The organism is Methylobacterium sp. 391_Methyba4, assembly GCF_029691625.1.
GTDB lineage: Bacteria > Pseudomonadota > Alphaproteobacteria > Rhizobiales > Beijerinckiaceae > Methylobacterium > Methylobacterium fujisawaense.
This window is the reverse complement of the sequence record NZ_CP121475.1, coordinates 1,425,230-1,449,414: the sequence shown is the minus strand read 5'-3', so window position 1 is coordinate 1,449,414 and position 24,185 is coordinate 1,425,230. Positions and strand designations below refer to the sequence as shown.

General features: G+C 69.8%; 24 protein-coding genes. 9 read left to right on the top strand and 15 right to left on the bottom strand.

What is annotated here, in order from left to right; all coding sequences use genetic code 11:
* Nucleotides 1–14 precede the first annotated feature (14 nt).
* The 7 genes from P9K36_RS06940 to P9K36_RS06910 form a co-directional block, all read right to left on the bottom strand.
* On the bottom strand, nt 15–170 hold the full coding sequence (locus P9K36_RS06940; protein WP_085987623.1) for a DUF3309 domain-containing protein: 156 nt from the start codon (nt 168–170) through the stop codon (nt 15–17).
* A gap of 122 nt (nt 171–292) precedes the next feature.
* Nucleotides 293–1,342 carry a cysteine synthase A gene (locus tag P9K36_RS06935; RefSeq protein WP_278306734.1) on the bottom strand — a complete coding sequence of 350 codons (1,050 nt, stop codon included), beginning with the start codon at nt 1,340–1,342 and terminating at the stop codon, nt 293–295.
* A 39-nt stretch (nt 1,343–1,381) separates the two neighbouring features.
* Nucleotides 1,382–2,365 carry a sulfate/molybdate ABC transporter ATP-binding protein gene (locus P9K36_RS06930; RefSeq protein WP_043347886.1) on the bottom strand — a complete coding sequence of 328 codons (984 nt, stop codon included), beginning with the start codon at nt 2,363–2,365 and terminating at the stop codon, nt 1,382–1,384.
* Nucleotides 2,366–2,423: 58 nt separating this feature from the next.
* Nucleotides 2,424–3,305 carry a sulfate ABC transporter permease subunit CysW gene (gene cysW / locus P9K36_RS06925; RefSeq protein WP_278306733.1) on the bottom strand — a complete coding sequence of 294 codons (882 nt, stop codon included), beginning with the start codon at nt 3,303–3,305 and terminating at the stop codon, nt 2,424–2,426.
* Entirely contained in the window at nt 3,298–4,152 is an 855-nt protein-coding gene (gene cysT / locus P9K36_RS06920; RefSeq protein WP_043347891.1) for a sulfate ABC transporter permease subunit CysT, read from the bottom strand. Before cysT ends, cysW begins: the two co-directional genes overlap by 8 nt.
* A 10-nt stretch (nt 4,153–4,162) precedes the next feature.
* Nucleotides 4,163–5,200: a sulfate ABC transporter substrate-binding protein gene (locus P9K36_RS06915; protein WP_278306732.1), complete on the bottom strand. Its 1,038-nt coding sequence runs from the start codon at nt 5,198–5,200 to the stop codon at nt 4,163–4,165.
* 383 nt (nt 5,201–5,583) lie between these two features.
* Nucleotides 5,584–5,769, bottom strand: a complete 186-nt coding sequence (locus P9K36_RS06910; protein WP_043347894.1) for a hypothetical protein — start codon at nt 5,767–5,769, stop codon at nt 5,584–5,586.
* 191 nt (nt 5,770–5,960) lie between these two features.
* On the opposite strand from P9K36_RS06910, the gene P9K36_RS06905 reads away from it, so the two are divergent.
* The 5 genes from P9K36_RS06905 to fdhE all read left to right on the top strand — a co-directional run bounded on the left by P9K36_RS06905 (nt 5,961) and on the right by fdhE (nt 12,525).
* Entirely contained in the window at nt 5,961–6,302 is a 342-nt protein-coding gene (locus tag P9K36_RS06905) for a hypothetical protein (protein ID WP_278306731.1), read from the top strand.
* Between the two features lie 156 nt (nt 6,303–6,458).
* Entirely contained in the window at nt 6,459–9,539 is a 3,081-nt protein-coding gene (gene fdnG, locus P9K36_RS06900; protein WP_078947084.1) for a formate dehydrogenase-N subunit alpha, read from the top strand.
* Nucleotides 9,540–9,552: 13 nt separating this feature from the next.
* Entirely contained in the window at nt 9,553–10,488 is a 936-nt protein-coding gene (gene fdxH / locus P9K36_RS06895; RefSeq protein ID WP_043756175.1) for a formate dehydrogenase subunit beta, read from the top strand.
* 315 nt (nt 10,489–10,803) lie between these two features.
* Nucleotides 10,804–11,526, top strand: coding sequence for a formate dehydrogenase subunit gamma (locus P9K36_RS06890; RefSeq protein WP_278306730.1), 723 nt, complete (start codon nt 10,804–10,806; stop codon nt 11,524–11,526).
* A gap of 3 nt (nt 11,527–11,529) precedes the next feature.
* A complete protein-coding gene (fdhE, locus tag P9K36_RS06885) occupies nt 11,530–12,525 on the top strand; it encodes a formate dehydrogenase accessory protein FdhE (protein WP_278306729.1) in 996 nt (331 codons plus the stop codon).
* 256 nt (nt 12,526–12,781) lie between these two features.
* On the opposite strand, the gene P9K36_RS06880 is transcribed toward fdhE, so the two are convergent.
* From P9K36_RS06880 to P9K36_RS06865, 4 genes are all read right to left on the bottom strand, one after another.
* A complete protein-coding gene (locus P9K36_RS06880) occupies nt 12,782–13,126 on the bottom strand; it encodes a hypothetical protein (RefSeq protein ID WP_081948680.1) in 345 nt (114 codons plus the stop codon).
* A gap of 197 nt (nt 13,127–13,323) precedes the next feature.
* Nucleotides 13,324–13,809 (bottom strand): SRPBCC family protein, encoded by a 486-nt coding sequence (locus tag P9K36_RS06875; protein WP_278306728.1) that lies wholly within the window; start codon nt 13,807–13,809, stop codon nt 13,324–13,326.
* Between the two features lie 152 nt (nt 13,810–13,961).
* Complete coding sequence (locus tag P9K36_RS06870) at nt 13,962–14,597, bottom strand: L,D-transpeptidase (RefSeq protein WP_043383475.1); 636 nt, start codon at nt 14,595–14,597, stop codon at nt 13,962–13,964.
* A gap of 110 nt (nt 14,598–14,707) precedes the next feature.
* On the bottom strand, nt 14,708–15,691 hold the full coding sequence (locus P9K36_RS06865; RefSeq protein ID WP_278306727.1) for a nitronate monooxygenase: 984 nt from the start codon (nt 15,689–15,691) through the stop codon (nt 14,708–14,710).
* Between the two features lie 136 nt (nt 15,692–15,827).
* Between P9K36_RS06865 and P9K36_RS06860 the strand changes: the two genes are divergently transcribed.
* Entirely contained in the window at nt 15,828–16,712 is an 885-nt protein-coding gene (locus tag P9K36_RS06860) for a LysR family transcriptional regulator (protein WP_278306726.1), read from the top strand.
* Between the two features lie 86 nt (nt 16,713–16,798).
* Nucleotides 16,799–18,091 (top strand): ArgE/DapE family deacylase, encoded by a 1,293-nt coding sequence (locus tag P9K36_RS06855; protein WP_278306725.1) that lies wholly within the window; start codon nt 16,799–16,801, stop codon nt 18,089–18,091.
* Between the two features lie 107 nt (nt 18,092–18,198).
* Here the strand turns inward: P9K36_RS06855 and P9K36_RS06850 are convergent, their stop codons facing one another.
* Together P9K36_RS06850 and P9K36_RS06845 are read right to left on the bottom strand one after the other, a co-directional pair.
* Nucleotides 18,199–19,260, bottom strand: a complete 1,062-nt coding sequence (locus P9K36_RS06850) for an SDR family oxidoreductase (RefSeq protein WP_043383463.1) — start codon at nt 19,258–19,260, stop codon at nt 18,199–18,201.
* Nucleotides 19,261–19,491: 231 nt separating this feature from the next.
* Complete coding sequence (locus P9K36_RS06845) at nt 19,492–20,826, bottom strand: aspartate aminotransferase family protein (RefSeq protein WP_278306724.1); 1,335 nt, start codon at nt 20,824–20,826, stop codon at nt 19,492–19,494.
* Between the two features lie 167 nt (nt 20,827–20,993).
* On the opposite strand from P9K36_RS06845, the gene P9K36_RS06840 reads away from it, so the two are divergent.
* Nucleotides 20,994–21,554 (top strand): cupin domain-containing protein, encoded by a 561-nt coding sequence (locus P9K36_RS06840; protein ID WP_278306723.1) that lies wholly within the window; start codon nt 20,994–20,996, stop codon nt 21,552–21,554.
* Between the two features lie 104 nt (nt 21,555–21,658).
* Nucleotides 21,659–21,856 carry a hypothetical protein gene (locus tag P9K36_RS06835; protein ID WP_075379816.1) on the top strand — a complete coding sequence of 66 codons (198 nt, stop codon included), beginning with the start codon at nt 21,659–21,661 and terminating at the stop codon, nt 21,854–21,856.
* 83 nt (nt 21,857–21,939) lie between these two features.
* Here P9K36_RS06835 and P9K36_RS06830 read toward each other — a convergent pair whose 3' ends face one another.
* Together P9K36_RS06830 and P9K36_RS06825 are read right to left on the bottom strand one after the other, a co-directional pair.
* The gene (locus P9K36_RS06830) at nt 21,940–22,809 is read right to left on the bottom strand and encodes an amidohydrolase family protein (RefSeq protein WP_278306722.1); all 870 of its coding nucleotides are present in this window, start codon (nt 22,807–22,809) and stop codon (nt 21,940–21,942) included.
* A gap of 2 nt (nt 22,810–22,811) precedes the next feature.
* The gene (locus P9K36_RS06825; protein ID WP_043383458.1) at nt 22,812–24,116 is read right to left on the bottom strand and encodes an MFS transporter; all 1,305 of its coding nucleotides are present in this window, start codon (nt 24,114–24,116) and stop codon (nt 22,812–22,814) included.
* Nucleotides 24,117–24,185: the final 69 nt, after the last annotated feature.

Below are 24,185 nucleotides of genomic sequence, written 5' to 3'. Positions count from 1 at the left end.
CGGAGAGGGCCGCCTTACAGCCGCCCGGTCGCCAGCAGGACGATCAGCACGATCAGGAGGATGCCGCCCAGGCCGAAGCCGGGTCCGCGATACGCACCGCCGCCGAGGAAGCCGCCGCCGCCGAAGGCCAGGATGATCAGGATGATGAGCAGAATGGTGACGAGGGACATCGGTCGCGTTCTCCGGACGGTCGCGCTGGTGCGAGCGTGACCGTTCAAACGCTGCGACATTCCGTTCCGTTCAACGCCAAGCTACGCTTTTATGCGGAAAAGTCCGGATGCGGTCCCCCGGCTCAGGCGTGCCAGTCCGGCACGGGATCCTGTGGGGCGTCGAGCCAGCCCGGTACCGGCAGATTGCGCTCGGTGAGGAAGGCCGGGTTGAACAGCTTCGAGGCGTAACGGGCCGCCCCGTCGCACAGGATCGTCACGATGGTGTGGCCGGGCCCGAGTTCCCGGGCCAGCCGGATCGCCCCGGCGACGTTGATGCCCGACGAGCCGCCCAGCGACATCCCCTCCTCCCGCATCAGCCCGAAGACGATGTCGAGGGCTTCGCGGTCCGGGATCCGGAAGGCGTGATCGGGGGTGAAGCCTTCGAGGTTCCGGGTGATGCGCCCCTGGCCGATCCCCTCGGTGATCGAGCTGCCCTCGGCCTTCAGGGTCCCGGTCGTGTAATGCGCGTAGAGGGCCGAACCCTCCGGATCGGACAGCGCGATCCGCACCTGCGGGTTGCGGGCGCGCAAAGCCTCCGCGGTGCCGGCCAGCGTGCCGCCGGTCCCGGCCGCGCAGACGAAGCCGTCGACCCGGCCGCCGGTCTGCGCCCAGATTTCCGGGCCGGTGCCCTCCACATGGGCCTGCCGGTTGGCGACGTTGTCGAACTGGTCGGCGAAGAAGGCGCCCGCCGGCTCGGTGGCGGCGAGCTTTTCGGCGAGCCTCCGGGCCACGTGGACGTAATTGTTCGGATTGGCGAAGGGCACGGCCGGGACTTCCACCAGCCGGGCACCCGCGAGCCGCAGGGTCTGCTTCTTCTCCTCGGACTGCGTGACCGGGATGACGATCAGGGTCCGATAGCCGCGCACGGAAGCCACCAGGGCGAGGCCGATGCCGGTATTGCCGGCGGTACCCTCCACGATGGTGCCGCCCGGCCGGATCAGGCCCTTCGCCTCCGCGTCCCGCACGATGGAGAGCGCCGCGCGGTCCTTCACCGACAGGCCGGGATTGAGGAACTCGGCCTTGCCGTAGATGTCGCAGCCGGTCGCCTCGGAGGCCCGGCGCAGGCGGATCAGCGGTGTCTGGCCGATGGCGGCCAGGACATCGGGTGCGGGTTCGCGACTCGGTACGGTCATGGTCGGGAGCCTAGGATGCTGCGTTGCCGCTGGCGAGCGTCACCCGAACACGTGGCCGCCGTTGATCCGCAGGCCCACCGGGTGCCCGGCCGCGTAGCGGACCCCGTCGAAATCCTCCACCGCGAGCACGCGCCCCTCGGCATCGACCACCTCGATCCGCTGACGCCCCTGCGTCCGGTACGAGCTGCGCACGGTGCCGGAGAGATGCGCGGCCTCGGGCTCGGCGAGCTGCAACTGCCAGGGCCGGACGTAGAGCTTGACCGGACCGATGGTCCCGGCCGGCGCCGCAACCGGCGTCTCCCGGCCCCGGACCAGCACCCGGCCGCCCTCGGCGATGGCCTCCACCTCGACGGAATCGCCGAGGAACTTCATCACGGTGGCGGAGGCCGGGTTCTCCTGCACCTCGTCGGGAGTGCCCACCTGCTCCAGCCGCCCGCGGTCGAGCACCGCCACGCGGTCCGACAGCTCCAGGGCCTCGTCCTGGTCGTGAGTGACGAAGATCGTGGTCTGGCCGGTGCGGTCGTGGATCTCGCGCAGCCAGCGGCGCAGGTCCTTGCGGACCTGGGCATCCAGGGCGCCGAAGGGCTCGTCCAGCAGGAGGACCCGCGGCTCGACGGCGAGCGCCCGGGCGAGCGCCACCCGCTGGCGCTGGCCGCCGGAGAGCTGCGACGGGTAGCGGTCGCCGAAGCCCGAGAGCCGGATCAGGTCGAGGAGGTCGCCGACCCGGCGCTTGATCTCGGCCTTGGCCGGCCGGTCGGCCCGGCGGCGCGCGTTCAGGCCGTAGGCGATGTTGTCGGCCACGCTCATGTGCTTGAACAGGGCGTAGTGCTGGAACACGAAGCCCACCGCGCGCTCCTGCACGGCGAGCCCGGTCGCGTCGTCGTCCCCGAACAGGATGCGTCCTCTGTCCGGCGCGTCGAGGCCGGCGATGATCCGCAGCAGCGTCGTCTTGCCCGAGCCCGAGGGGCCCAGCAATCCAATCAGCTCGCCCGCCCGCACGTCGAGGGAGAGGTCGTGCAGCACCGCGGCCGTGTCGAAGGTCTTCGAGACGTTCTCGACCCGGATGGCCGTGGAGGGCCGGTCAATGAGACCGGCCGCCCGCGAGCTCCCCCGCGAAGCGCCATTCGAGGACGGATTTGAGGACGAGGGTGATGAGGGCAAGGACGGCGAGGAGCGAAGCGACGGCGAATGCGGCGACGAAGTTGTACTCATTATAGAGGATCTCCACGTGGAGTGGGATGGTGTTGGTCAGGCCGCGGATGTGGCCCGACACCACCGACACCGCGCCGAATTCGCCCATCGCCCGGGCATTGCAGAGGAGCACGCTGTAGAGCAGGCCCCAGCGGATATTGGGCAGCGTCACCGTGCGGAACGCGTGCAGGCCCGAGGCGCCGAGCGTCAGCGCCGCCTCTTCCTCGGCGGTGCCCTGCTCCTGCATCAGCGGGATCAGCTCGCGGGCGACGAACGGGAAGGTCACGAACACCGTGGCGAGCACGATCCCCGGCAGCGCGAACAGGATCTGGATGCCGTGGTTGATGAGCCAGGAGCCGAACAGGCCCTGGGATCCGAACAGCAGCACGTAGATCAGGCCCGAGACCACCGGCGAGACCGAGAAGGGCAGGTCGATCAGGGTGATCAGCAGCGACTTGCCGCGGAACTCGAACTTGGCGATCGCCCAGGAGGCCGCCAGCCCGAACACCACGTTGAATGGCACCGCGATCGCCGCCACCGTGAGCGTCAGGCGGATCGCGCTCCAGGCGTCGGGCTCGCGGAACGCGTCCAGGAAGGCGCCGAGCCCTTTCGAGAAGGCCTGGATGAAGACAGCGAACAGCGGCAGAACCAGGAACAGCGCCAGGAACGCCACCGCGATCCCGATCAGGACCGTGCGGGTCGCGGCTCCCTCGGAGGCGACCGGAGCCTGCTTGGTGGCCGGCACGAAGGCGGGCGAGAAGATCTCAGACATAGCCGAACCGCCTCCGTGACCAGGCCTGGATCAGGTTGATGGCCAGCAGCGTCAGGAACGAGATGCCGAGCATGATCGTGGCGATGGCCGCCGCGCCACCGTAATCGAACTCGGAGAGCTTGATGACGATCAGCAGCGGCGCGATCTCCGACACGTAGGGCAGGTTGCCGGCGATGAAGATGATCGAGCCGTACTCGCCGACGCCCCGGGCGAAGGCCAGGGCGAAGCCGGTGAGCACAGCCGGAATCAGCGGCGGCAGCACGACCCTGGTCAGGGTGGCGAACCGCGTCGCCCCGAGGGTCGCGGAGGCCTCTTCGATCTCCTTGTCGATCTCGGCGATCAGCGGCTGGACGGTCCGCACGGCGAAGGGCAGGCCGATGAACACCATGGCGATGAAGATGCCCAACGGCGTGTAGGCCGCCTGGATGCCGAGGCGTGCGAGGGGCGCGCCGAGCAGCCCGTCCGGCGCGTAGAGCGAGGCGAGCGCGATACCGGCGACCGCGGTCGGCAGCGCGAAGGGCAGGTCGACCGCCGCGTCGACCAGCTTGCGGCCGGGGAAGCGGTAGCGGGTCAGAACCCAGGCCACGAGGAAGCCGAAGGTCGAGGCCACGAGGGCCGCGAGCGCCGAGACGCCGAAGCTGATCCGCAGGGCGCTCGCCACCCGCGGGTCGGTGGCGACGTCCCAGATACCGGACAGGCCCAGCCCCGACGCCTTCACCACCAGCCCGGCGAGCGGCAGGAGCACGATCAGCCCAAGGCAGGTCAGGGTGTAGCCGAAGCTGATCCCGAAGCCCGGGATCACGCTCGGCCGACGGAATGTCCATCGGGGGCGGTGCGTCTCGACCATGATGCGCCCTTCAGCGGCCGGCCCGGCTCAGCCGATCGAACAGACCGCCGGCATCGAAGTTCCGCTTCTGGATCTCGTCCCAGGAGCCCTGGAGATCCTCGATCTTGAACAGCTTGATGTCGGGCAGCTGGGCGAGGTCGGCCTGGGCGGCCGCCTCCCGGCGGATCGGCCGGTAATGGTGCTTAGCGAAGATGGCCTGGGCGCGGTCGGTGTAGAGGAAGTCGAGATAGGCCTGCGCGGCCTTGGTGGTGCCCTTCCGCTCGGCGTTGACCGCCACGAGGGCCACCGGCGGCTCGGCGTAGATCGAGCTCGGCGGCGAGACGATGTCGAACTTGTCGGCCCCGAATTCCTGGAGCACGAGGTAGGCCTCGTTCTCCCAGGTGGGGAGCACGTCGCCGAGCCCGCGCTGGGCGAAGGTCACCGTCGAGCCGCGGGCGCCGGTGTCGAGCACCGGGACGTTCTTGTAGACCTGCCCGACGAAGGCGTCGGCCTTGGCGGCGTCCTTGTCGGTCCCGTAGGCGTAGCCCCAGGCGGCGAGGAAGTTCCAGCGCCCGCCGGCGGACGTCTTCGGGTTCGGGGTGATCACCTTGACGTCGGGCTTGATCAGGTCGGCCCAGTCCTTGATGCCCTTCGGGTTGCCCTTGCGGACGAGGAACACCACCGTCGAGGTGTAGGGCGTGGCGGTGTTGGGCAGCTTGCTGCGCCAATCCTCCGGGATCTTGTGCGTGAGCTTGGCGATCGCGTCGATGTCGGACGGGATGCCGAGGGTGACCACGTCGGCGTCGACGCCGTCGATCACCGTGCGCGCCTGCGCCCCCGACCCGCCATGCGAGGCCCGTATCGTGATCGCTTCGCCGGTCTTCGCCTTCCACTCCTCCGCGAAGGCGGCGTTGATCTCCCGATAGAGCTCGCGGGTCGGATCGTATGAGACGTTGAGGAGCGCGGTCTCGGCCGCGGCCGGCAGCACGCAGGCCCACAGGCCGGCACCCGTCAGCAGGGAGAACCCGATCGCCCGGGCCATCCGGCCGCGACCTGCAGCGTTCTTCATCACGTCCGATCCCCCGCCATGCGCGATTGCGATCCAGGGGACCTGCATCCCCAGAGGCCGGAAATCGTTCTTTTTACCGAACGAAGTCAAGCCTCGGACGCGGACACGCGGGATGGCATCGCTCGCTCAGGAACGGCGTCGTCGGCCGGAATGCAAGGCGGATCAGCGCAGTAGGCCGCCAGAACGCATGGATCTTCTCCGGATCTCCGCGACAGGAGAAGAATCGCAATGCCAGATCGGGTTTCTCAGAACGAACAATCTTATGTGCGCTGGCGCACTTGAGTGGGCCTTGGCCCGGGAGGCGTGAGGCGCGGGCGGTGCGGCGCGATTTTACCGCCCTGCCCCATCCGGATATCCGGCGATCGCGCCGGTGGCGGGCCGCGTCAGCGCTTCGGCTTGCTGAGCTGGGCGATCAGGGCCTTGAGGCGCTCGTCGACGGGGGCCGAGAGCGTATCGGTATAGAGTGTGCGCAACGTCTGGCCGAGATGGCGGCGGACGCCGGGGGGGAGCGGCGCTGCGTCTGGAATCTGTTCGAGTTCGGAGGCGCGCTCCGGATGCGGCTTCGACATGATGGGGCGATCCTCGCACCTGCCAGCACGCAGCGTTGCAGGGCGTGGTTAAGGAGCCGTCACCGACGCCGGCGCATCGACGGGTCGTCCGATCCGGCGGCCTCTCGGAGGGGCGGTGTCGCAGGCCGGAACTGGGGCGGTGCAGGGCACGTTGCCCGCGCATACCCCTGCCCGTTTCCCGGAGACGTCCCTTGCCTCGCTCGATTCCCCTGATGATGCTGGTGCTCCTCGGGGCGGTGACGGTCGGCACCCCGTGTCTCGCGCAGACCAAGCCGGGTGAGATCAAGGGGGTCGACGCGATGGGCGACAAATCCCGCAGCGCCCAGGACGGCTGGAGCCAGGCGCCGGTTCCCCGCGAGCAATCGGCCGCCAAGGATGCGCCGGACCCGGGCGGCCAATCGACCAAGGAAAACGCCAACCGCTCGGTTCCGCAGGCCAATCCCGGCGGCTCGTCCGCCACGGAGCCGCAGGCTCCCCTGGAGCACCGCACGGCGAGCCCCTCGGGAATGAATCCGGCGATCCCCAGCAAGTAAAGAAATCGTTTCTCGGCAGGATGATACCGGCTCGGACGAACGTGGTGCTTCGTCCGAGACACAGGGACTTGCTGTGTCACGCAACCGCACTTGCCTCGCGCGGGCTTTTTTGGGACACCCTGGAATTATACCAGATCGCTTTTCTGTGAGGCGGAGATGACTGTCCAGGTCTCAAGGCGTGGCCTGCTCAAGGGGGCCGGCGCCGGCCTCGCGGGCGGCTCGCTGGGTGCCCTCGGGTTCGGGGGACTCGAGCCCGCTATGGCCGCCGCGGTGCGGCCCTTCAAGCTCGCGCAGATGCGCGAGACCCGCAACACGTGCCCGTATTGCTCGGTCGCGTGTGGCGTCATCCTGTACAGCCTGGGCGATCGCTCGAAGAACGCGCGCTCCTCGGTGATGCACATCGAGGGTGACCCCGATCATCCGATCAACCGCGGCACGCTCTGCCCCAAGGGCTCGGCGCTCCTCGACTTCGTGCACGCCGAGACCCGGACCAAGTACCCGCTTCATCGCGCCCCGGGCTCCTCGGAGTTCAAGCGCGTCTCCTGGGACTTCGCCCTCGACCGGATCGCGAAGCTCATGAAGGAGGACCGCGACAAGAACTTCGTGGCCAAGAACGGCGATCTCACGGTCAACCGCTGGACCACGACCGGATTCCTGGCGGCCTCGGCCACGACCAACGAGACGGCGTGGCTGACCTACAAGACCGTCCGAAGCATGGGGGCCCTGGTCTTCGATAATCAGGCCAGGGTTTGACACGGTCCGTCGGTCGCCAGTTTGGCGCCCTCCTTCGGACGCGGTGCGATGACCAACCTCTGGATGGACATCAAGCACGCGGACGTGATCACCGTGATGGGCGGCAATGCCGCCGAGGCTCACCCCTGCGGCTTCAAGTGGGTCGTCGAGGCGAAGGCCCATAACAACGCCAAGCTGATCGTCGTCGATCCGCGCTTCACCCGCACGGCGTCGGTAGCCGATCTCTACTGCCCGATCCGGCAGGGGACCGACATCGCGTTCCTGTCGGGCGTGGCCAAGTACCTGCTCGACAACGACAAGCTGCAGCACCGCTACGTCTCCGCCTACACCAACGCCGGGTACGTGGTCCGCGAGGGCTACGACTTCAGCGAGGGTCTGTTCGCGGGCTACGACGCGGACAAGCGCGACTACGACAAGACCACCTGGGACTACGAGATCGGTCCCGACGGCTACGCCGTGGTCGACGAGACGCTGCAGCACCCGCGCTGCGTCATGCAGCTCTTGAAGAAGCACGTGGCGCTCTACACGCCCGAGATGGTGGAGAAGATTTGCGGCTCGCCCAAGGAGACCTTCCTCAAGGTCTGCGAGCTGATCGCCACGACGGCCGCGCCCGACCGGGTGATGACGTCGCTCTACGCCCTCGGCTGGACGCACCATTCCAAGGGCTCGCAGAACATCCGCTCGATGTGCATCGTGCAGACGCTGCTGGGCAACATCGGCATGCTGGGCGGTGGCATGAACGCCCTGCGCGGCCACTCCAACATCCAGGGGCTGACCGATATCGGGCTGATGAGCAATCTCATCCCCGGCTATCTGAACATCCCCGTGGAGAAGGAGCCCGACTACGCGAGCTACATCGCCAAGCGGCAGTTCAAGCCGCTGCGCCCGGGGCAGACGAGCTACTGGCAGAACTACAACAAGTTCTTCGTCTCGTTCCAGAAGGCGATGTGGGGCGACAAGGCCCAGAAGGAGAACGACTGGGCCTACGACTACCTGCCCAAGCTCGACGTGCCGACCTACGACGTGCTGCGTGGGTTCGAGCTCGCCAAGCAGGGCAAGATGACCGGCTACGTCATCCAGGGCTTCAACCCCCTGCTGTCGTTCCCGAACCGCGCCAAGATGACGGAAGCCTTCTCCAAGATGAAATTCTTGGTGGTGATGGATCCGCTCAAGACCGAGACGGCGCGGTTCTGGGAGAACCACGGCGAGTACAACGACGTCGATCCGACCAAGATCCAGACCGAGGTGTTCGAACTGCCGACCACCCTGTTCGTGGAGGAGGAAGGCTCGCTGTCGAACTCCAGCCGGTGGCTGCAATGGCACTGGCAGGCCCAGGACGCGCCGGGTGAGTGCCGCTCCGACATCGAGATCATGTCGGAAATCTTCCTGCGCATCCGCGGAGCCTACAAGAAGGACGGCGGGGCCTTCTCCGACCCCATCGTCAATCTGAAGTGGGACTACGCGATCGCCGAGTCGCCAACGCCCACGGAGCTCGCCCGCGAGCTCAACGGCTACACGCTCGCGCCGACGCCGGATCTCAACGGGACCGTCATCCCGGCGGGCAAGCAGGTCGACGGCTTCGCCCAGCTCAAGGACGACGGCACCACGGCCTGCGGCTGCTGGATCTACTCGGGCTGCTACACCGAGAAGGGCAACATGATGGCCCGCCGGGACAACACCGATCCCGGTGATCGCGGCATCGCGCCCAACTGGGCCTTCGCGTGGCCGGCCAACCGGCGCGTGCTCTACAACCGCGCCTCGTGCGACCCCGAGGGTCGTCCGTGGTCGGAGAAGAAGAAGCTCATCGAGTGGAACGGCAAGCAGTGGATCGGCTTCGACGTGCCGGATTACGGCGTCACCGTCGCCCCCGATAAGGGCGTCGGTCCGTTCATCCTCAACCAGGAGGGCGTCGCCCGCCTGTGGACCCGCGGACTCATGCGCGACGGGCCGTTCCCGACGCACTACGAGCCCTTCGAGTCCCCGGTGCAGAACGTCGCCTTCCCGAAGATCAAGGGCGCGCCCGCAGCCCGCATCTTCAAGGACGACCTGGCCGATCTCGGCGATGCGAAGGACTTCCCCTACGCGGCGACGAGCTACCGCCTGACCGAGCACTTCCACGGCTGGACCAAGCACGCCCGGATCAACGCGATCCTCCAGCCGGAGGCCTTCGTGGAGATCTCGGAGGAACTCGCCAAGGAGAAGGGCATCGCCAAGGGCGGCTGGGTCCGCGTCTGGTCGAAGCGCGGCTCCCTGAAGGCGAAGGCCGTGGTGACGAAGCGCATCAAGCCGCTGATCTGCGACGGCAAGCCGGTCCACGTCGTCGGCATCCCGCAGCACTGGGGCTTCATGGGCCACACCAAGAAAGGATGGCACCCGAACTCGCTCACGCCGGTCGTGGGCGACGCGAACACCGAGACGCCGGAGTTCAAGGCTTGGCTCGTGAATATCGAGCCGACCACGCCTCCGTCCGATGCCGTCGCGTAAGGGGAGCTGAATCATGGCTGACTACAGCTCCCTCGACATCCGCCAGCGTTCCGCCTCCACGGAGACGCCGCCGGAGATCCGCCGCCAGGTGGAGGTCGCCAAGCTTATCGACGTGTCGAAGTGCATCGGCTGCAAGGCCTGCCAATCGGCCTGCGAGGAGTGGAACGACCTCCGCGACGATATCGGCGTCAACACGGGCACGTATCAGAATCCCCACGACCTCACCCCGAAGTCGTGGACCCTGATGCGGTTCACCGAGTACGAGAACCCCGAGACCCAGAACCTCGAATGGCTGATCCGCAAGGACGGCTGCATGCACTGCACCGAGCCGGGCTGCCTGAAGGCCTGCCCGTCCCCCGGCGCCATCGTGCAGTACTCCAACGGCATCGTCGACTTCATCGAGGAGAACTGCATCGGCTGCGGCTATTGCGTGAAGGGTTGCCCCTTCAACATCCCGCGCATCAGCCAGACCGACCACAAGGCGTACAAGTGCACCCTGTGCTCGGACCGGGTGGCGGTGGGTCAGGCTCCGGCCTGCGCCAAGGCCTGCCCGACCGGCTCGATCATGTTCGGCACCAAGCAGGCCATGATCGACCAGGCGCATGACCGCGTCGAGGATCTGAAGTCGCGCGGCTTCGCGCATGCCGGGCTCTACGACCCGGCCGGCGTCGGCGGCACGCACGTCATGTACGTGCTGCACCACGCCGACCAGCCGAGCCTCTACGCCGGTCTGCCGAACGACCCGAAGATCTCGCCGCTCGTCGCCTTCTGGAAGGGCGGAGCCAAGGTGTTCGGTCTCGCCGCCATGGGCTTCGCCGCGGTGGCGGGCTTCTTCCACTACGTGACGGCCGGCCCCAACGAGGTCGTGCCCGAAGAGGAGGAAGAGGCGGTCGAATACGACGAGGCCAAGCGCCGCGAGACCGGCGGCGGCGAGGCCCGGCCGCATTGATCGGCATCCCGGGCTGCCAATGCAGCCCGGGAGACGCGACGCGCCCCCTCTCCCGTGCGGGAGAGGGTTGGGGTGAGGGTCGAGAAGGTTCAGGATCGAGCACGTCGTCGACGTGGGATCGGGTTGCGCCTTCTCCGGATCGTCCTCATCCCTCACCCTGTCCCTCTCCCGAACGGGAGAGGGGACCCGCGATCCCTTCGGAAACGGGCGGGATCGGATAACCGAAGACGGCGGGGCCCAGAGGCCCTATCCTGAATTTCAGAGCCCCCTCCGCCGCGATGCGGGGCCGGCGCCGCATCAGGCGAGTGAAGGTCGATGACGATCCACCGCGACATCCGGGACGGCGATCCCCGCCCCCTGCACCACGCCAAGTCCGAGGCGACGGAGGTGCTGTACGTCCCGCGCTACACCGGTTTGCAGCGCGTGAACCACTGGATCACCGCGATCCTGTTCACGTTGCTGACCCTGTCGGGCCTGGCGATGTTCACGCCCTACCTGTTCTCGCTCACCGGCCTGTTCGGCGGCGGGCAGGCAACCCGGGCGATCCATCCCTGGTTCGGCGTGGCGCTGGCGGTCAGCTTCTTCTTCCTGTTCGTGCGCTTCTGGAAGCTCAACATCCCCAACAAGGACGATGTCGAGTGGACGAAGCATATCGGCGACGTAGTCACCAACCGTGAGGACCGGCTCCCGGAGCTCGGCAAGTACAATGCCGGCCAGAAGGGCGTGTTCTGGGGGCAGACCGCGCTGATCGGCGTGATGTTCGTCACCGGGCTCGTGATCTGGAATACCTATTTCGGCGGCCTCACCTCCATCGAGACCCAGCGCTGGGCGCTTCTGGCCCACTCCCTCGCCGCGGTGATCGCCATCGCGATCATCGTGGTGCACATCTACGCCGGCATCTGGGTCCGCGGCACCGGCCGGGCGATGGTCCGCGGCACGGTCACGGGCGGCTGGGCCTACCGCCATCACCGCAAGTGGTTCCGTCAGATGGCCGGCGGCACGGGCCGCCGGGGTTCGGTGGACAAGCGCGGATCCTGAGCCTTGGCCCGTTTCTTCAAGCGGAAATCCGCGGCTCCGGCCGCGGACGAGACGCCGACCGCAGCACCCGCGACGAGCCCCCGCCGCCGGGATTTCAGCGAGCTGAAGCCCGATCCCGACAAGATCGGGATCTCCGGGTCGGTGCCCTTCGTCCGCCTGCCCGATCCCGCACGGCTGTTCGCCGACCGGTCCGCGCGCCTTCTCGAGGCGGCCCCCGGGCATCCGATGGAGGCCTATCTCCGGTTCGTCGCCGAGGTCGCCCGGGCTCAGGCCGTGATCCAGGCGAAGGGGCCGCCGGCATCGCTTCCAGAGGCCTCCGATCTGGCGCTGCGGAGCGAGCACGGCATGCCGCCCCTATCGCGGCATAGCCTCGAGGCGGACCGGGGGTTCGACGACGGGCTCGTGGCGCTGCTCGCCGAACTCGACCTCACGACGGCGCCTGAGGCCTCGGTCGCGGCGCGCGAGAGCCTGCGTGCGGCGTCCCGGGAGGATCGCCTCGATCTGGCCCTCCAGGTCTTCGAGGGGGCGCTGCCGGTGGACCGGATCGCCGAATGCGTGTTCGTCTCGGCGGTCCTGCAGGTCCGTCTTGCCGAGCAGGCTGCGCGGCTCGACACGAAGACCCTGAAGCCCGTAGCCGACGGGGTCTGCCCCTGCTGCGGCGGCGCGCCTGTGGCGAGCGTCATCGTCGCCTGGACCCCGGCCGACAAGGCGCGTTACCTGAGCTGCTCGCTCTGCGGCACGTATTGGAATCACGTCCGGATCCGCTGCACCGCCTGCGGCGACGGCGAGGGCGTCAGCTATTACGGCCTCGACGAGGTCTCGAAGGACGTCCAGGTCGAGACCTGCACGACCTGCCACAGCTACATCAAGCACCTGCACCAGCACCGGGCGCCGACCCTCGACCCGGTCGCGGACGACATCGCGTCCTATGGGCTCGATCTGAAGATCGCCGAGGAAGGGTTTCGGCGCGCCGGACTGAACCTGCTGTTCGTGATCTAGCCGGACTCTGGCATCCGCTCCGGCGCGGTTTACGTCCCGGACCGCACCCCCGTGCGAACACACCCGCATCCACGGCCGCGACGGCGGCCTGCAGAACGCGGCGTCGCCGGCTGGACGGCCCTTCGTGCAGGCTCGGCAACGCTCCGCCGCTTCGGGATGGGGGGCGGGTCGGAACCGCTCGTGATGCCGCAAAGCTCAGCCCGTCAAGGGGATGCGGCCGATCCTGCGCGAGCGGGTCGGACCGGCCGCGGTCCGCTCAGCGATAGCCATACCGGCTCTTGGCGGCGGCGAGCAGGTGCAGGGCTTCGCCGGACTTGCCGGCCGCGCATTCCGCCGCGGCCTGGGCGAGGTCGGCGCCGAAGCGGTCGCCCACGGGCTTGTTGAGATTGCCGGTGGCCACGTCGCTGTCGACGATCGCCTTGGTCCGGGCGATCTCAGGGCCGCAGCCGCTGCCCGTCGGCAGGACGATCGGGGCCGGAATGACGGGCGAGGGCTCGGAGACCGCGGGCGCAGCGCGCTGCTGACAGGCGCCCAACGCCGCGACGGCGAGGGCGGCGAGGCTGAGACGCATCGATCGACGGGACGCGGGCACGGCTGTCATCCTGTTGGGGCGCACGGGCTGCGCCGCCGGGGTTGTGAGCCGAGCTTGGCAGTGGGTCAATCGCCCCGGCCGCAGGCCGATCGGGCGCGGCGGGCGGACGGTCAGGGTCGAGACCGCGAAACAGGCTGTCTTCAGAAGAGGTTGGCGCGCGCTGCCGACGACCGGGTCCGGCAGCGCGCTCCGAATCGTGAGGGAGCCTACTTCGCTTTCTCGGAGATCGCCTTCAGGCCGGAATCGTAGATGCCCTGGATCGCGTCCTTGGCGACCGTGTCCGGCGCGCCCTTGGCATTGAAGGTCCCGGTCCAGGTCACTTTTGAGCCGGATTCCGCGGGGGCGACCGAGAGCGTCGACTTGTAGTCCGAGACCGGCAGCGGGCTCTCCAGGATCATGTAGGTGTAGCTCATCACCTTGTCGTCCCGGGAGACCTGCTCCTCCTTGATGGTGCCGCCGCCCTTCAGGCTGAGGGTGCGGACCTTCATGCCGTCCTTGTCGGACAGGACGCACTTCTCGATGGCGGGATGCCAGTCGCCGATGCCGCAGAACTCGCCGATGGTCTGCCAGACCTTGGCCGGGGGCGCGGCGATGTCGGCCGAGCGCGTCACCTCGAGGGCGTAACCCGGCACGGTGGCCGCCGCGAGCGCCAGGGCGGCAAAGGGGAGGGAGCGGCAGAAAGCGAAGGGCATCTTGGGGGTGTCTCCGTCCGTCTGAAATCGCAGCATCGGCCGCGAGGGGCTCTGATGGCCGCGCAGGAGCTAGGCCGGCATCACGCTCTCGGCAATGGGTCGCGGCGGCCGCGCATGACGATCGTGCCTGGACGATGCCGTCCGAGGCCGGGCTACCAGCCGTCCATCCCGTCGGTCTCGGCCGGGTATCCGTAGACGGTTGCGGGCGCGTAGCCGGACCCGGCGGGACGATAATACGCCGGCAGGGACCGGCGGCCCATCTGATCGTTGTCCGCCAGCAGATCGTCCGGCTGATAGGGGTTGCGGCGGCGGGCGACGCGCGTCCCCCGCTGGCCCCGATCCGCCATCGGGACGTCCGCGCCCTCGATCACGACCCGCGTCCGGCCGACGCCCTCGGCCTTGACGAGGTTGAACAGGGTCGCGGCGTTGCGCACCGACAGGCGCACGCAGCCATGCGAGGCCGCACGCCCCAGGCTGCGGACATGGTTGGTGCCGTGAATGGCGTGGCCCTGGGTGGTGAAGAACATCGCGAAGGGCATGGGGGCGTCGTCCCACTCCTTCGAGAAATGCGTCCGCTCCATCCGGAAGGGCCGGTAGGAGCCGGACGGGGTGTCGTAGCTCGCGACGCCGGTGGAAACGGGCCAGGAATAACGCGGCTGGCCGTTGACCGAGACCTCCATGCGCTGGGTGGTCTTGTCGACGTTCACGACCACATCCGCACGGGCTGCGCCTGGGGTCGCGCTCCACAGGAGCAGGCCGGACAGGACCGAGATCAGACCGATACGCATGGACGACTCCGGCGTGAACAACCGCGGCGGTTTGCCGTCACGCTAAGCCGTTGGCAACGCCGAGGTTCCGGCCGGCTCCGGCCCTGCGTAGTCACGCTTTGCCGAGGCTGTCACGGCGCCGCCATGTGACCGGCGCTGCGGCGGATCGCGGCCTCCGCCTCATCGGCGATCCGCCGCACCACGTCGCCGGCCCCGGGCAGATCCTCGATCAGCCCGACGGCCTCCCCGACCGTGACGTTGGCGACATCGTAATCGCCCGCCGCGTCGGCCTCCTCCACGTCCCGCCGCCGCTCGGCGGCGGCCGCGCGAAGCGCGTCCTCGCGGCCGTGCCAGGTGTCGATGAAGGCGTTGCGCAGGAGCCGGCCGGTATAGGATGCCGGCCAGGGCCGCTGCCGGGCGATGTCGTAGACCCGCGTGCGCACCGTGTCGTCGCCGGTCGCGGCGAGCACCCGCTGCTTCGCGGCCGGGTGGATCAGGGCCTCTCGGGTCGCCCAGAACCGCGTGCCCACGAGCACGCCGTCGGCCCCGAGGGCCAGGGCCGCGGCGAGACCGCGGCCATCGGCGATGCCGCCCGCCGCCAGCAGCAGGGTCTCGGGGTGCTCCCGGGCGATCAGATCGGCGACGACGGGCACGAAGGCCATCGTCCCGCGCGCGGCGAGCCCGTGGCCGCCAGCCTCCGTCCCCTGGGCGACCACGACGGCCGCACCGACCTCCAGGGCGCGCCGGGCATGCGCGAGGGTGTGAACCTGGCAGATCAGGGGCACGCCGGCCGCCCGGATCCGCGCGGCGAAGGGGGCGGGATCGGCGAAGGAGAGCATCAGGGCGGCGGGGGCGCGGGCGAGCGCCGCGTCGAGGAGCGACGGGTCCCGGGCCATGGACCACGTGATGAAGCCGCAGCCGACCCGCTGGTTGCCGGCGGCGGCGAACTCCCGCTGGAGCCGGTCGTGATCGCCGTAGCCGCCGCCGATCAGCCCGAGTCCGCCGGCCGCGCTCACGGCCGCAGCCAGGGCCCCGCCCGATGCCGGGTCCATGGGGGCCAGCACGACCGGATGGCGCAGCCCGAAGGCCTCGGTGAGTCGTGTCCTCAGAGCCATGGTCCCTCCCCGCTTCGCATCCGGCTCGACCCTCGGTCGCGCACGCAGCGCCGCCGACGGGATCTCAGGCTTATCGACCCGCTTGACGCAGAAAAAATGATTCCTTCAGAAGGATGTCATCGCGAAAGCAGATGGCATGAACAGCACCGACCTGATGTTCTTCGCCGCCGTCGCCGAGACCGGCGGCATCGGGCGCGCGGCAGCCCGGCTCAACACCGTGCAGTCGAACGTCACCGGGCGGATCCGGGCGCTGGAGCAGGCCCTGCAGGTGCCGCTCTTCCACCGCGGCAGCCGTGGGGTGACGCTGACCCGGGCCGGAGAGCGGCTCCTGCCCTACGCGATCCAGGTCGGGCGGCTGCTGTCGGAGGCGCGGCATGCGCTGCTCTCCGAGGGCGAGCCGCGCGGACCGCTGCGGATCGGCGCCATGGAGACGACCGCGGCCCTGCGCCTGCCCGGTCCGCTCGCCGCCTTCGCCGCCCGCCACCCGGAGGTGGACATCGAGCTGGAGACCGGCCCGACGGAGCAGCTGATCGCCCGGGTTCTCGACAGGGTCCTCGAAGGGGCTTTCGTCGCCGGTCCGGTCATTCAGGCCGACCTCGTCGCGATCCCGGTGCTCACGGAGGACCTGGTGCTGGTGGCGCATCCGGCCGTCGGCGACCCGGCGGCGCTGCTCGACCGGCTGGGCCGCGCGCGGGAGGCGAAGGTGCTCGTGTTCCGGGCCGGCTGCACGTACCGGAGGCGCCTGGAGGACTTTCTGGCCCGGCAGGGCCTCGTGCATGTCCGCCGCATGGAATTCGGGACCCTCGACGGCATCCTCGGCTGCGTGGCCGCCGGATTGGGCGTGACGTTGATCCCGCGCGTCGTCGCGGAGCCCGCCCGCCGCGCCGGGCGCGTATCGGTCCATCCGCTTCCGGATGGCGACGGACGCGCCCAGACCCTGCTGGTCCACCGCAGGGACAGCCAGCCGAGCGCGGCGTTCGTGCGGTTTGCCGAGCAGATCCGCGCGGCCTTCCCGGCCTGACGGCACGGACCATGCCTCACCGACCGCCGGTTGACAGCGGCCCGAGCCCGGGGGCCTCCTTCGGCCACAGACGGTTCGGAGTTCCCATGGCCCTCGACCCCACCCTCGCCGCCGAGATCGAAGCGTCCGTGGCGGAGGGCTTTGCCGATCAGGTCGCCCACACGCAGGCTCTGGTCCGGTTCGCCTCCCTGCGGGGCGCGGAGCATGCCTGCCAGGATTACGTCTTCGCGCAATTCCGCGCCCGGGGCTACGCGACCGAGCGCTTCGCCATGGACCGCGCCGCCATCGCGGCGCATCCGGGGGGCTCCAAAATCGATGACGCCCTCCATTCGGACGCGCCGATCGTCGTCTGCCACCACCGCCCGAACACCGAGACAGGGCGCTCGCTGATCCTGCAGGCGCATGTCGACGTGGTGCCGACCGGCCCGCTCGATATCTGGACCCATCGGCCCTTCGACCCGGTAGTCGAGGGCGACTGGCTATACGGCCGCGGGGCCGGCGACATGAAGGCGGGACACGCCGCGAACCTGTTCGCCCTCGACGCCCTGGCCCGCCTCGGCCTGCAGCCGGCGGCCTCCGTGACGGTGCAGTCGGTGGTCGAGGAGGAATCGACCGGCAACGGCGCGCTGATGACCCATCTGCGCGGCTACCGGGCCGACGCCGTGCTGATCCCCGAGCCCGAGGACGAGAAGCTCGTGCGCGCCAATACCGGCGTGCTCTGGTTCGCCGTGGAGGTCCGGGGCGTGCCGGTCCACGTCCGCGAGATGGGGGCGGGCGCCAACGCCATCGACGCCACCTACCGGGTGATCGGCGCGCTCCGGGAGGTCGAGGCCCGCTGGAACGCCGAGACGAGCGCGCACCCGCATTTCGAGAACGAGGACCACCCGATCAATCTCAATATCGGCAAGATCGAGGGTGGCGACTGGGCCTCCTCGGTCCCGGCCTGGTGCCGGATCCACTGCCGCATCGCGCTCTATCCGGGCGTGACCGCCGCTCAGGCCGCCGCCGAGATCGAGGCGGCGGTGTCGCGCTTCGCCCGTAGCGACCCGTTCCTGGCCAACAATCCGCCGCGCGTGGTCTTCAACGGCTTCTTCGTCGAGGGCTACGTGCTGGAGGCGGGCTCCGAGGCCGAGGCCGTGCTCGGCCGCGCCCACGCGCGGGCGATCGGTTCGCCGCTGCAGAGCTTCACGTCGCCCTCCTACCTCGATACCCGCGTGCACGCCCTCTACGACCGGGTCCCGGCGCTCTGCTACGGCCCGACCGCCCAGAACATCCACGGCTTCGACGAGCGGGTGAGCCTGGCCTCCGTGCAACGCTGCACCACCGCCATGGCGCTGTTCGTGGCCGAGTGGTGCGGGACCGAGCGCAAGGCCGCCTGAGGTCGGCAGGCCGGGGCCGGGGGCGGGTTCCCTCCCCCCGCAGGGGAGAGGGCTTGGTGCGCGTGCTTTCTTTGCAGCGCGACGCGCGCTGACCGGACAGCCCCGGCTCAGGGGATCAGCCGGTCCGCCCGGAGCCGGCCGAACAGGTCGAAGAACGCGTCGTCCGTCGGCTGGTAGGCCGTGAAGCCGAGACGCCGGCTCTTGCTCATGTCGGTGACGACCTCGATCGGCCGGCCGAGATCGGCATCCGTGTGCCAGGGGGAGGCCAGCTTCTCGAGGTTCGGCTCGGCGAGCCCATGCCGCGCGGCGATCTCCGCCCAGGCCGGCCCGTCCTGAGCCATCCGGGGCTCGAGCGGCCGGTGCGTGCCGTCGAAGGGCACCGCCTCGATCCCGAACCAGTCGGCGATCCGGCCCCACATCCAGCTCCAGCGGAAGACGTCGCCGTTGACGACGTTGAAGGCTTCGTTCGCCGCCTTCGGCTCCGTGGAGGCCCAGAGCAGCTGGCGGGCGAGCAACCGCGCGTCGGTCATGTCGGTGAGCCCGTTCCACTGTACGGCCGAGCCCGGGAACACGAACGGCCGCCCCAGCTCCCGGCACAGGGTGGCGTAGCAGGCGAGCGTCGTGCCCATGTTCATGGCGTTGCCCACCGCCTTGCCGATGATCGTGTGCGGGCGGTGGACGCTCCAGGTGAAGCCGTCGCGCGCGGCGGCCGCGAAGACCGCGTCCTCCTGGGCGTAATAGAAGTTCTCGATATCGAGCCGGCCCTGGTCCTCGCGGAACGGCGTCTGCGGCAGGCGGCCTTTGCCGTAGGCCTCGAACGGGCCGAGATAGTGCTTCAGCCCCGTCACCAGGGCGACGTGGCGGACGCTGCCCTTCGGGCGCAGGGCCTCGAGCAGGTTCTCGATCATGGCCCGGTTGATGCGGATCATCTCCGCCTCGGTAGGACGCCGCTGCCAGGTCGCCAGGAACACGTGGGACGGGGCGATGTCGGCGAGTGCCCGCGCCAGGGAGGCCGGATCCTGCAGGTCGCCGGCCACCGGCGCGACGCCGTCCTGCCGCACCGGATGACGGGCGAGGCCGGCAACCTGCCAGCCCTCCTGATGGAGCAGCGCCGCTGTGGCGCTGCCGACGATGCCGCTGGCGCCGACGATCAGGGCGGTGTTCGACATAGAAACCCTCATGCCCGGCTCAAATCCGGGTCCGGGGCAGATGGGCGTCGGCAGTGTCGCGACAACCCCACCGCGCGCCGGGGGCGCCTGTGCGGACCGCAAGGGTTGTGGGATCGCGTCACCCCTCTCCGTCACCGCGTGCGCAGCGACGCGACCCAGGGCAGCGCGACATCCTTAAGCATGGCGCGACCCTGGATTGCTTCGCTGCGCTCGCAAAGACCGAGAGGGCTCTCAGGCGGCCCGGTCGATCGCCGCACCCAGGACGTCCACGATCTCGCCGATCTGGCCGCGCTCGATGATCAGCGGCGGCGACAGGGCGATGATGTCGCCGGTCACCCGGGTGAGCAGGCCGCGCTCGAAGCAGTCGACGAACACCTCGTAGGCGCGCTTGCCGGGCGCGTCCGGCCGCGGCGCCAGCTCGATGCCGGCGATCAGCCCGATGGTGCGGATGTCGATGACGTTCTTGCGTCCGCGCAGATCGTGCATCGCCGCGGCCCAGTCGTCGGCGATGTCGGCGACGCGGGTCAGTAGCCCCTCGTCCCGGTAGATATCCAGCGTGGCGATGCCGGCCGCGCAGGCGACCGGATGCCCGGAATAGGTGTAGCCGTGGAACAGCTCGATCCCGTCCGGGCCGTGCATCAGCCCGTCATGGACCGCCCGGCTCGCGAAGACCGCGCCCATCGGCACCGTGCCGTTGGTCAGGCCCTTGGCGCTGGTCACGAGGTCCGGGACGACGCCGAAGAAGTCGGTCGCGAACGGCGCGCCGAGGCGGCCAAATCCGGAAATGACCTCGTCGAAGATCAGCAGGATGCCGTGCTTCGTGCAGATCTCGCGCAGGCGCTCCAAGTAGCCCTTCGGCGGGATCAGCACCCCCGTGGAGCCCGCCACCGGCTCGACGATGCAGGCCGCGATGGTCTCGGCCCCGTGGAGGGCCACCAGCCGCTCCAGATCCTCGGCGAGTTCCGCCCCGTGCTCGGGCTGGCCCTTCACGAAGGCGTTGCGGGCCGGGTCGTGGGTGTGGCGCAGGTGGTCGGTGCCGTTGAGCTGCGGGAAGACCCGGCGGTTCGACACGATGCCGCCGACCGAGAGCCCGCCGAAGCCGACGCCGTGATAGCCGCGCTCGCGGCCGATCAGCCGGGTGCGGGTCCCCTGCCCGATCGCCCGCTGGTAGGCCAGCGCGATCTTGAGGGCCGTGTCGACCGATTCCGAGCCGGAATTGGTGAAGAACACCCGGTCGAGGCGCTTGTCGGGGCCGCCCGGGGCGATCTCGGCGAGGCGTTCGGCGAATTCGAACGCGATCGGGTGGCCCATCTGGAAGGTCGGGGCGAAGTCGAGGGTCGCGAGCTGGCGCTCCACGGCCGCCGCGATGCCCCGGCGCCCGTGGCCGGCATTGACGCACCAGAGGCCCGCGGTGCCGTCGAGGACCGAGCGGCCGTCATCGGCGGTGTAGTGCATGCCCTCGGCCGACACGAGCAGGCGTGGCGCCGCCTTGAACTGGCGGTTGGCCGTGAACGGCATCCAGAAGGCGTCCATCGCGGGCGTGTTGCGGAGCGGATGGTCGGTCATGGGGCGGTTCTCCGGGGCGGGCGGCGCGGATCGGGCGGCGGGACCAGGGGACACCTTCGCCGATCGGGCAACAAGTCCTTTTCTGGTCGCCGCCAACCCCTTGCAGGAATGGGGCCGCGGGTGGCACCGTTGCGGGATCCGCAACACCTGAAACGGGCCTGAGCCGGATGAGCATCGATGTCGGCGCGCGCCTGCGCTTCGTGCGCGCCCGCCACGGCCTGTCGCAGCGGACGCTCGCCAAGCGCGCCGGCGTGACCAACTCGGCGATCTCGCTGATCGAGGCGAACCGGGTGAACCCGTCGGTGGGTGCGCTCAAGCGGATCCTCGACGGGGTGCCGATCGGCATGGCCGAGTTCTTCGCCCTGGAGCCGGAGCCGGAGCGCAAGGCGTTCTTCGCCGCCGAGGAGCTGACCGAGATCGGCCGCCGGGCCGCCAAGGGGGCGATCTCGTACCGCCAGGTCGGCGACAGCCTGTTCGGCCGCAAGCTCCAGATCCTCAAGGAGCGCTACGAGCCCGGGGCCGATACCGGCCGGGTGCCGCTCTCCCACGAGGGCGAGGAGGGTGGCATCGTGCTCTCCGGCCGCCTGGAGGTGACGGTGGACGCCGAGCGCCGGATCCTCGGCCCCGGCGACGCCTACAGCTTCGACAGCCGCCGCCCGCACCGGTTCCGCTGCGTCGGGCCCAACCCCTGCGATGTGGTGAGCGCCTGCACGCCGCCGAGCTTCTGACGGCAGGCCGCCCGCGGTGCCGTCCGGGGCGATTGATCCGGATTCGCTCGAAAGCCCCGGATCTGCGTAACGCGGGATTCAGGCGGGAGGATTATAACAGGGCCATGGATACCCTGGCCGCCACCGCCGTTCAGATGCTGGGCTCGTCCCAGAACCAGCAGATCGGCATCGCCGTCGCCAAGCAGCAGCTCGCGGCCGACAAGGCGGTCGCCGGGCTCGTCGCGGACAGCGCCCAGAGCGCGGCGAACGCCAGTCCCCCGGCGCCCCCCGGACAGGGACTGAGCGTCGACCTGCGGGTTTGACCGGGTCCCCCGCCTCGCCGGCAGCGCGAACGAATTCCGCGCGCGCAGACGGCATGGTCTTCGGCCGGCGTTGAACCCCTGCCCTACCCGAATCCGTAGAGCCGGCGCGGGTTGTCGGCGAAGACCATCCGGCGCCGATCCGCGTCCGGCACCCAGTCGGCCATCAGGTCGAGGAGCGTCGCGGTCCGGGGCGGCCCATCCCAGGCGGCCACGTGCGGCCAGTCCGAGCCCCAGAGACAGCGCTCGGGGGCGGCGTCGTTGAGGGCGCGGGCGAACGGGATCGTGTCGGCGTAGGGCGGACCGGTCACGGAATCCCGGAAGGCGCCCGACAGCTTCACCCAGTTGCCGTCGGCGACGAGGCCGAGCAGCGCCCGGAAGCCCGGATGGTCCACGCCGGCCGAGGTCGGCATATGGCCCATATGGTCGAAGACCAGCGGCACCGGCAGCCGCGACAGGTGGCCCGCGATGGGCGGCAGTCCACGGGCATCGAGCAGGAACTGGAGGTGCCAGCCCATCTCGCGGGCGAGCGCCCCGTAGGACTCGACCTGATCCAGCCCGACCCCGCCGCCGAACAGAACGTTGAGCCGCAGGCCGACCACTCCGGCCTCCTTGAGGGCGGCGAGTTCCCCGTCGGGCAGGCCGAGCGGGATCACCGCGATGCCGCGCAGACGCTCCCGGTTGGCCCGGAGCGTCTCCACCATCAGCCGGTTGTCGGTGCCGTGGACGCTGACCTGGACCAGTACGCCGTTGGCCATGCCGGTGGCGTCGAGCATCGCGAGATACCGGTCCGCCGGGGCGGCCGGGGGCGTGTAGCTGCGGTCGGCCACCAGCGGATAGGCCGGCGGCAGGCCGATCACGTGGGCGTGGGTGTCGACCGCGCCGGCGGGCACCCGGTAGCGGGTGGGCCCGCCCGGATGCGGATCCGGGGCGGGGCAGTCTCGGATCTCCGGCATGGTCAGGTATCCGCGTGCAGGACCCGGCCGCGGGTCTCGGGCAGCGCGAAGGCCGCCAGGAAGAAGATCCCGTAGGCGATGGCCGCGAAGATCGCGATGGCCGAGGCGAGGCCGGCGCGCTCGGCGAGGAAGCCGACCAGCGCCGGGAACAGCGCGCCGACGCCCCGGCCGAAATTGTAGCAGAAGCCCTGCCCCGAGCCGCGCAGGCGGGTCGGGTAGAGCTCGGTCAGGAAGGCGCCCATGCCGGAGAAGTAGCCGGAGGCGAAGAACCCGAGGGGGAAGCCCAGCACCCAGAGCACGCTGTTGGAGAGCGGGATCTGCGTGTAGGCGACGATCACCGCGATGGCGCCCAGCGAGAAGATCAGGAACAGCGGCCGCCGCCCGAGCCGGTCGGCGAGCCAGGCGCCGACCAGGTAGCCGGTGAACGAGCCGATGATCAGCGCCGCGAGGTAGCCGGTGGAGGACACCACCGACAGGCCGCGCTCGGTGGTGAGGAAGCGCGGCACCCAGGTGGTGATCGCGTAATAGCCGCCCTGGCAGCCCGCCGCCGCCAGCGAGGCGAGCAGGGTGGTCTTGAGGATCGGCCCGGAGAAAATCTCCCAGATCTTCGGCCGGTCGCCGGTGGCGATGGCCCGGGCGCGGGTCTCGGCGGCGACCTGCGGCTCCTGGACGTAGCGGCGCAGGTAGAAGATCAGCAGGGCCGGCAGGGCGCCCACCGCGAACATCCAGCGCCACGCGATCTCGGGGGGCAGCAGCGAGAAGGTCACCGCCTGCGACAGGACCGCCAGCCCCCAGCCGATGGCCCAGCCGGACTGGACGGAGCCGACCGCCCGGCCGCGATACTCGGCCCGGATGGTCTCGCCGATCAGCACGGCGCCAGCCGCCCACTCGCCGCCGAAGCCAAGGCCCAGGATCGCCCGGGCCACGAGGAGCTGCTCGAAATTCTGCACGAAGGCGCAGAGCAGGGAGAAGAAGGAAAACCACAGGATGGTGATCTGCAGGGTCAGAACCCGGCCGATCCGGTCGGCGATGAAGCCCGCGAGCCAGCCGCCCAGCGCCGAGGCCAGCAGCGTCACCGTGGCGGCGAGACCGGCCGTGCCGGCATCCACGTGCCACAGGGCCATGATCGTCCCGATCACCAGCGGGTAGATCATGAAGTCCATGCCGTCGAGGCACCAGCCGGCCGCGCAGGCCCAGAAGGTGTGCCGCTCCGGCGGGGTCATCGAACGATAGAAGGCGGTGAGGCTGGCGTCGCGAATCTCGACCACCTCCACGGCCGCGCGCCCCTGCCCGGTTGCTGAACTCATCACCGTCTCCCGCCGCCGGATACCAGTATCGGCGTCCCAGGCTGAGCTGTCCAACGATGCGGCGGGCCA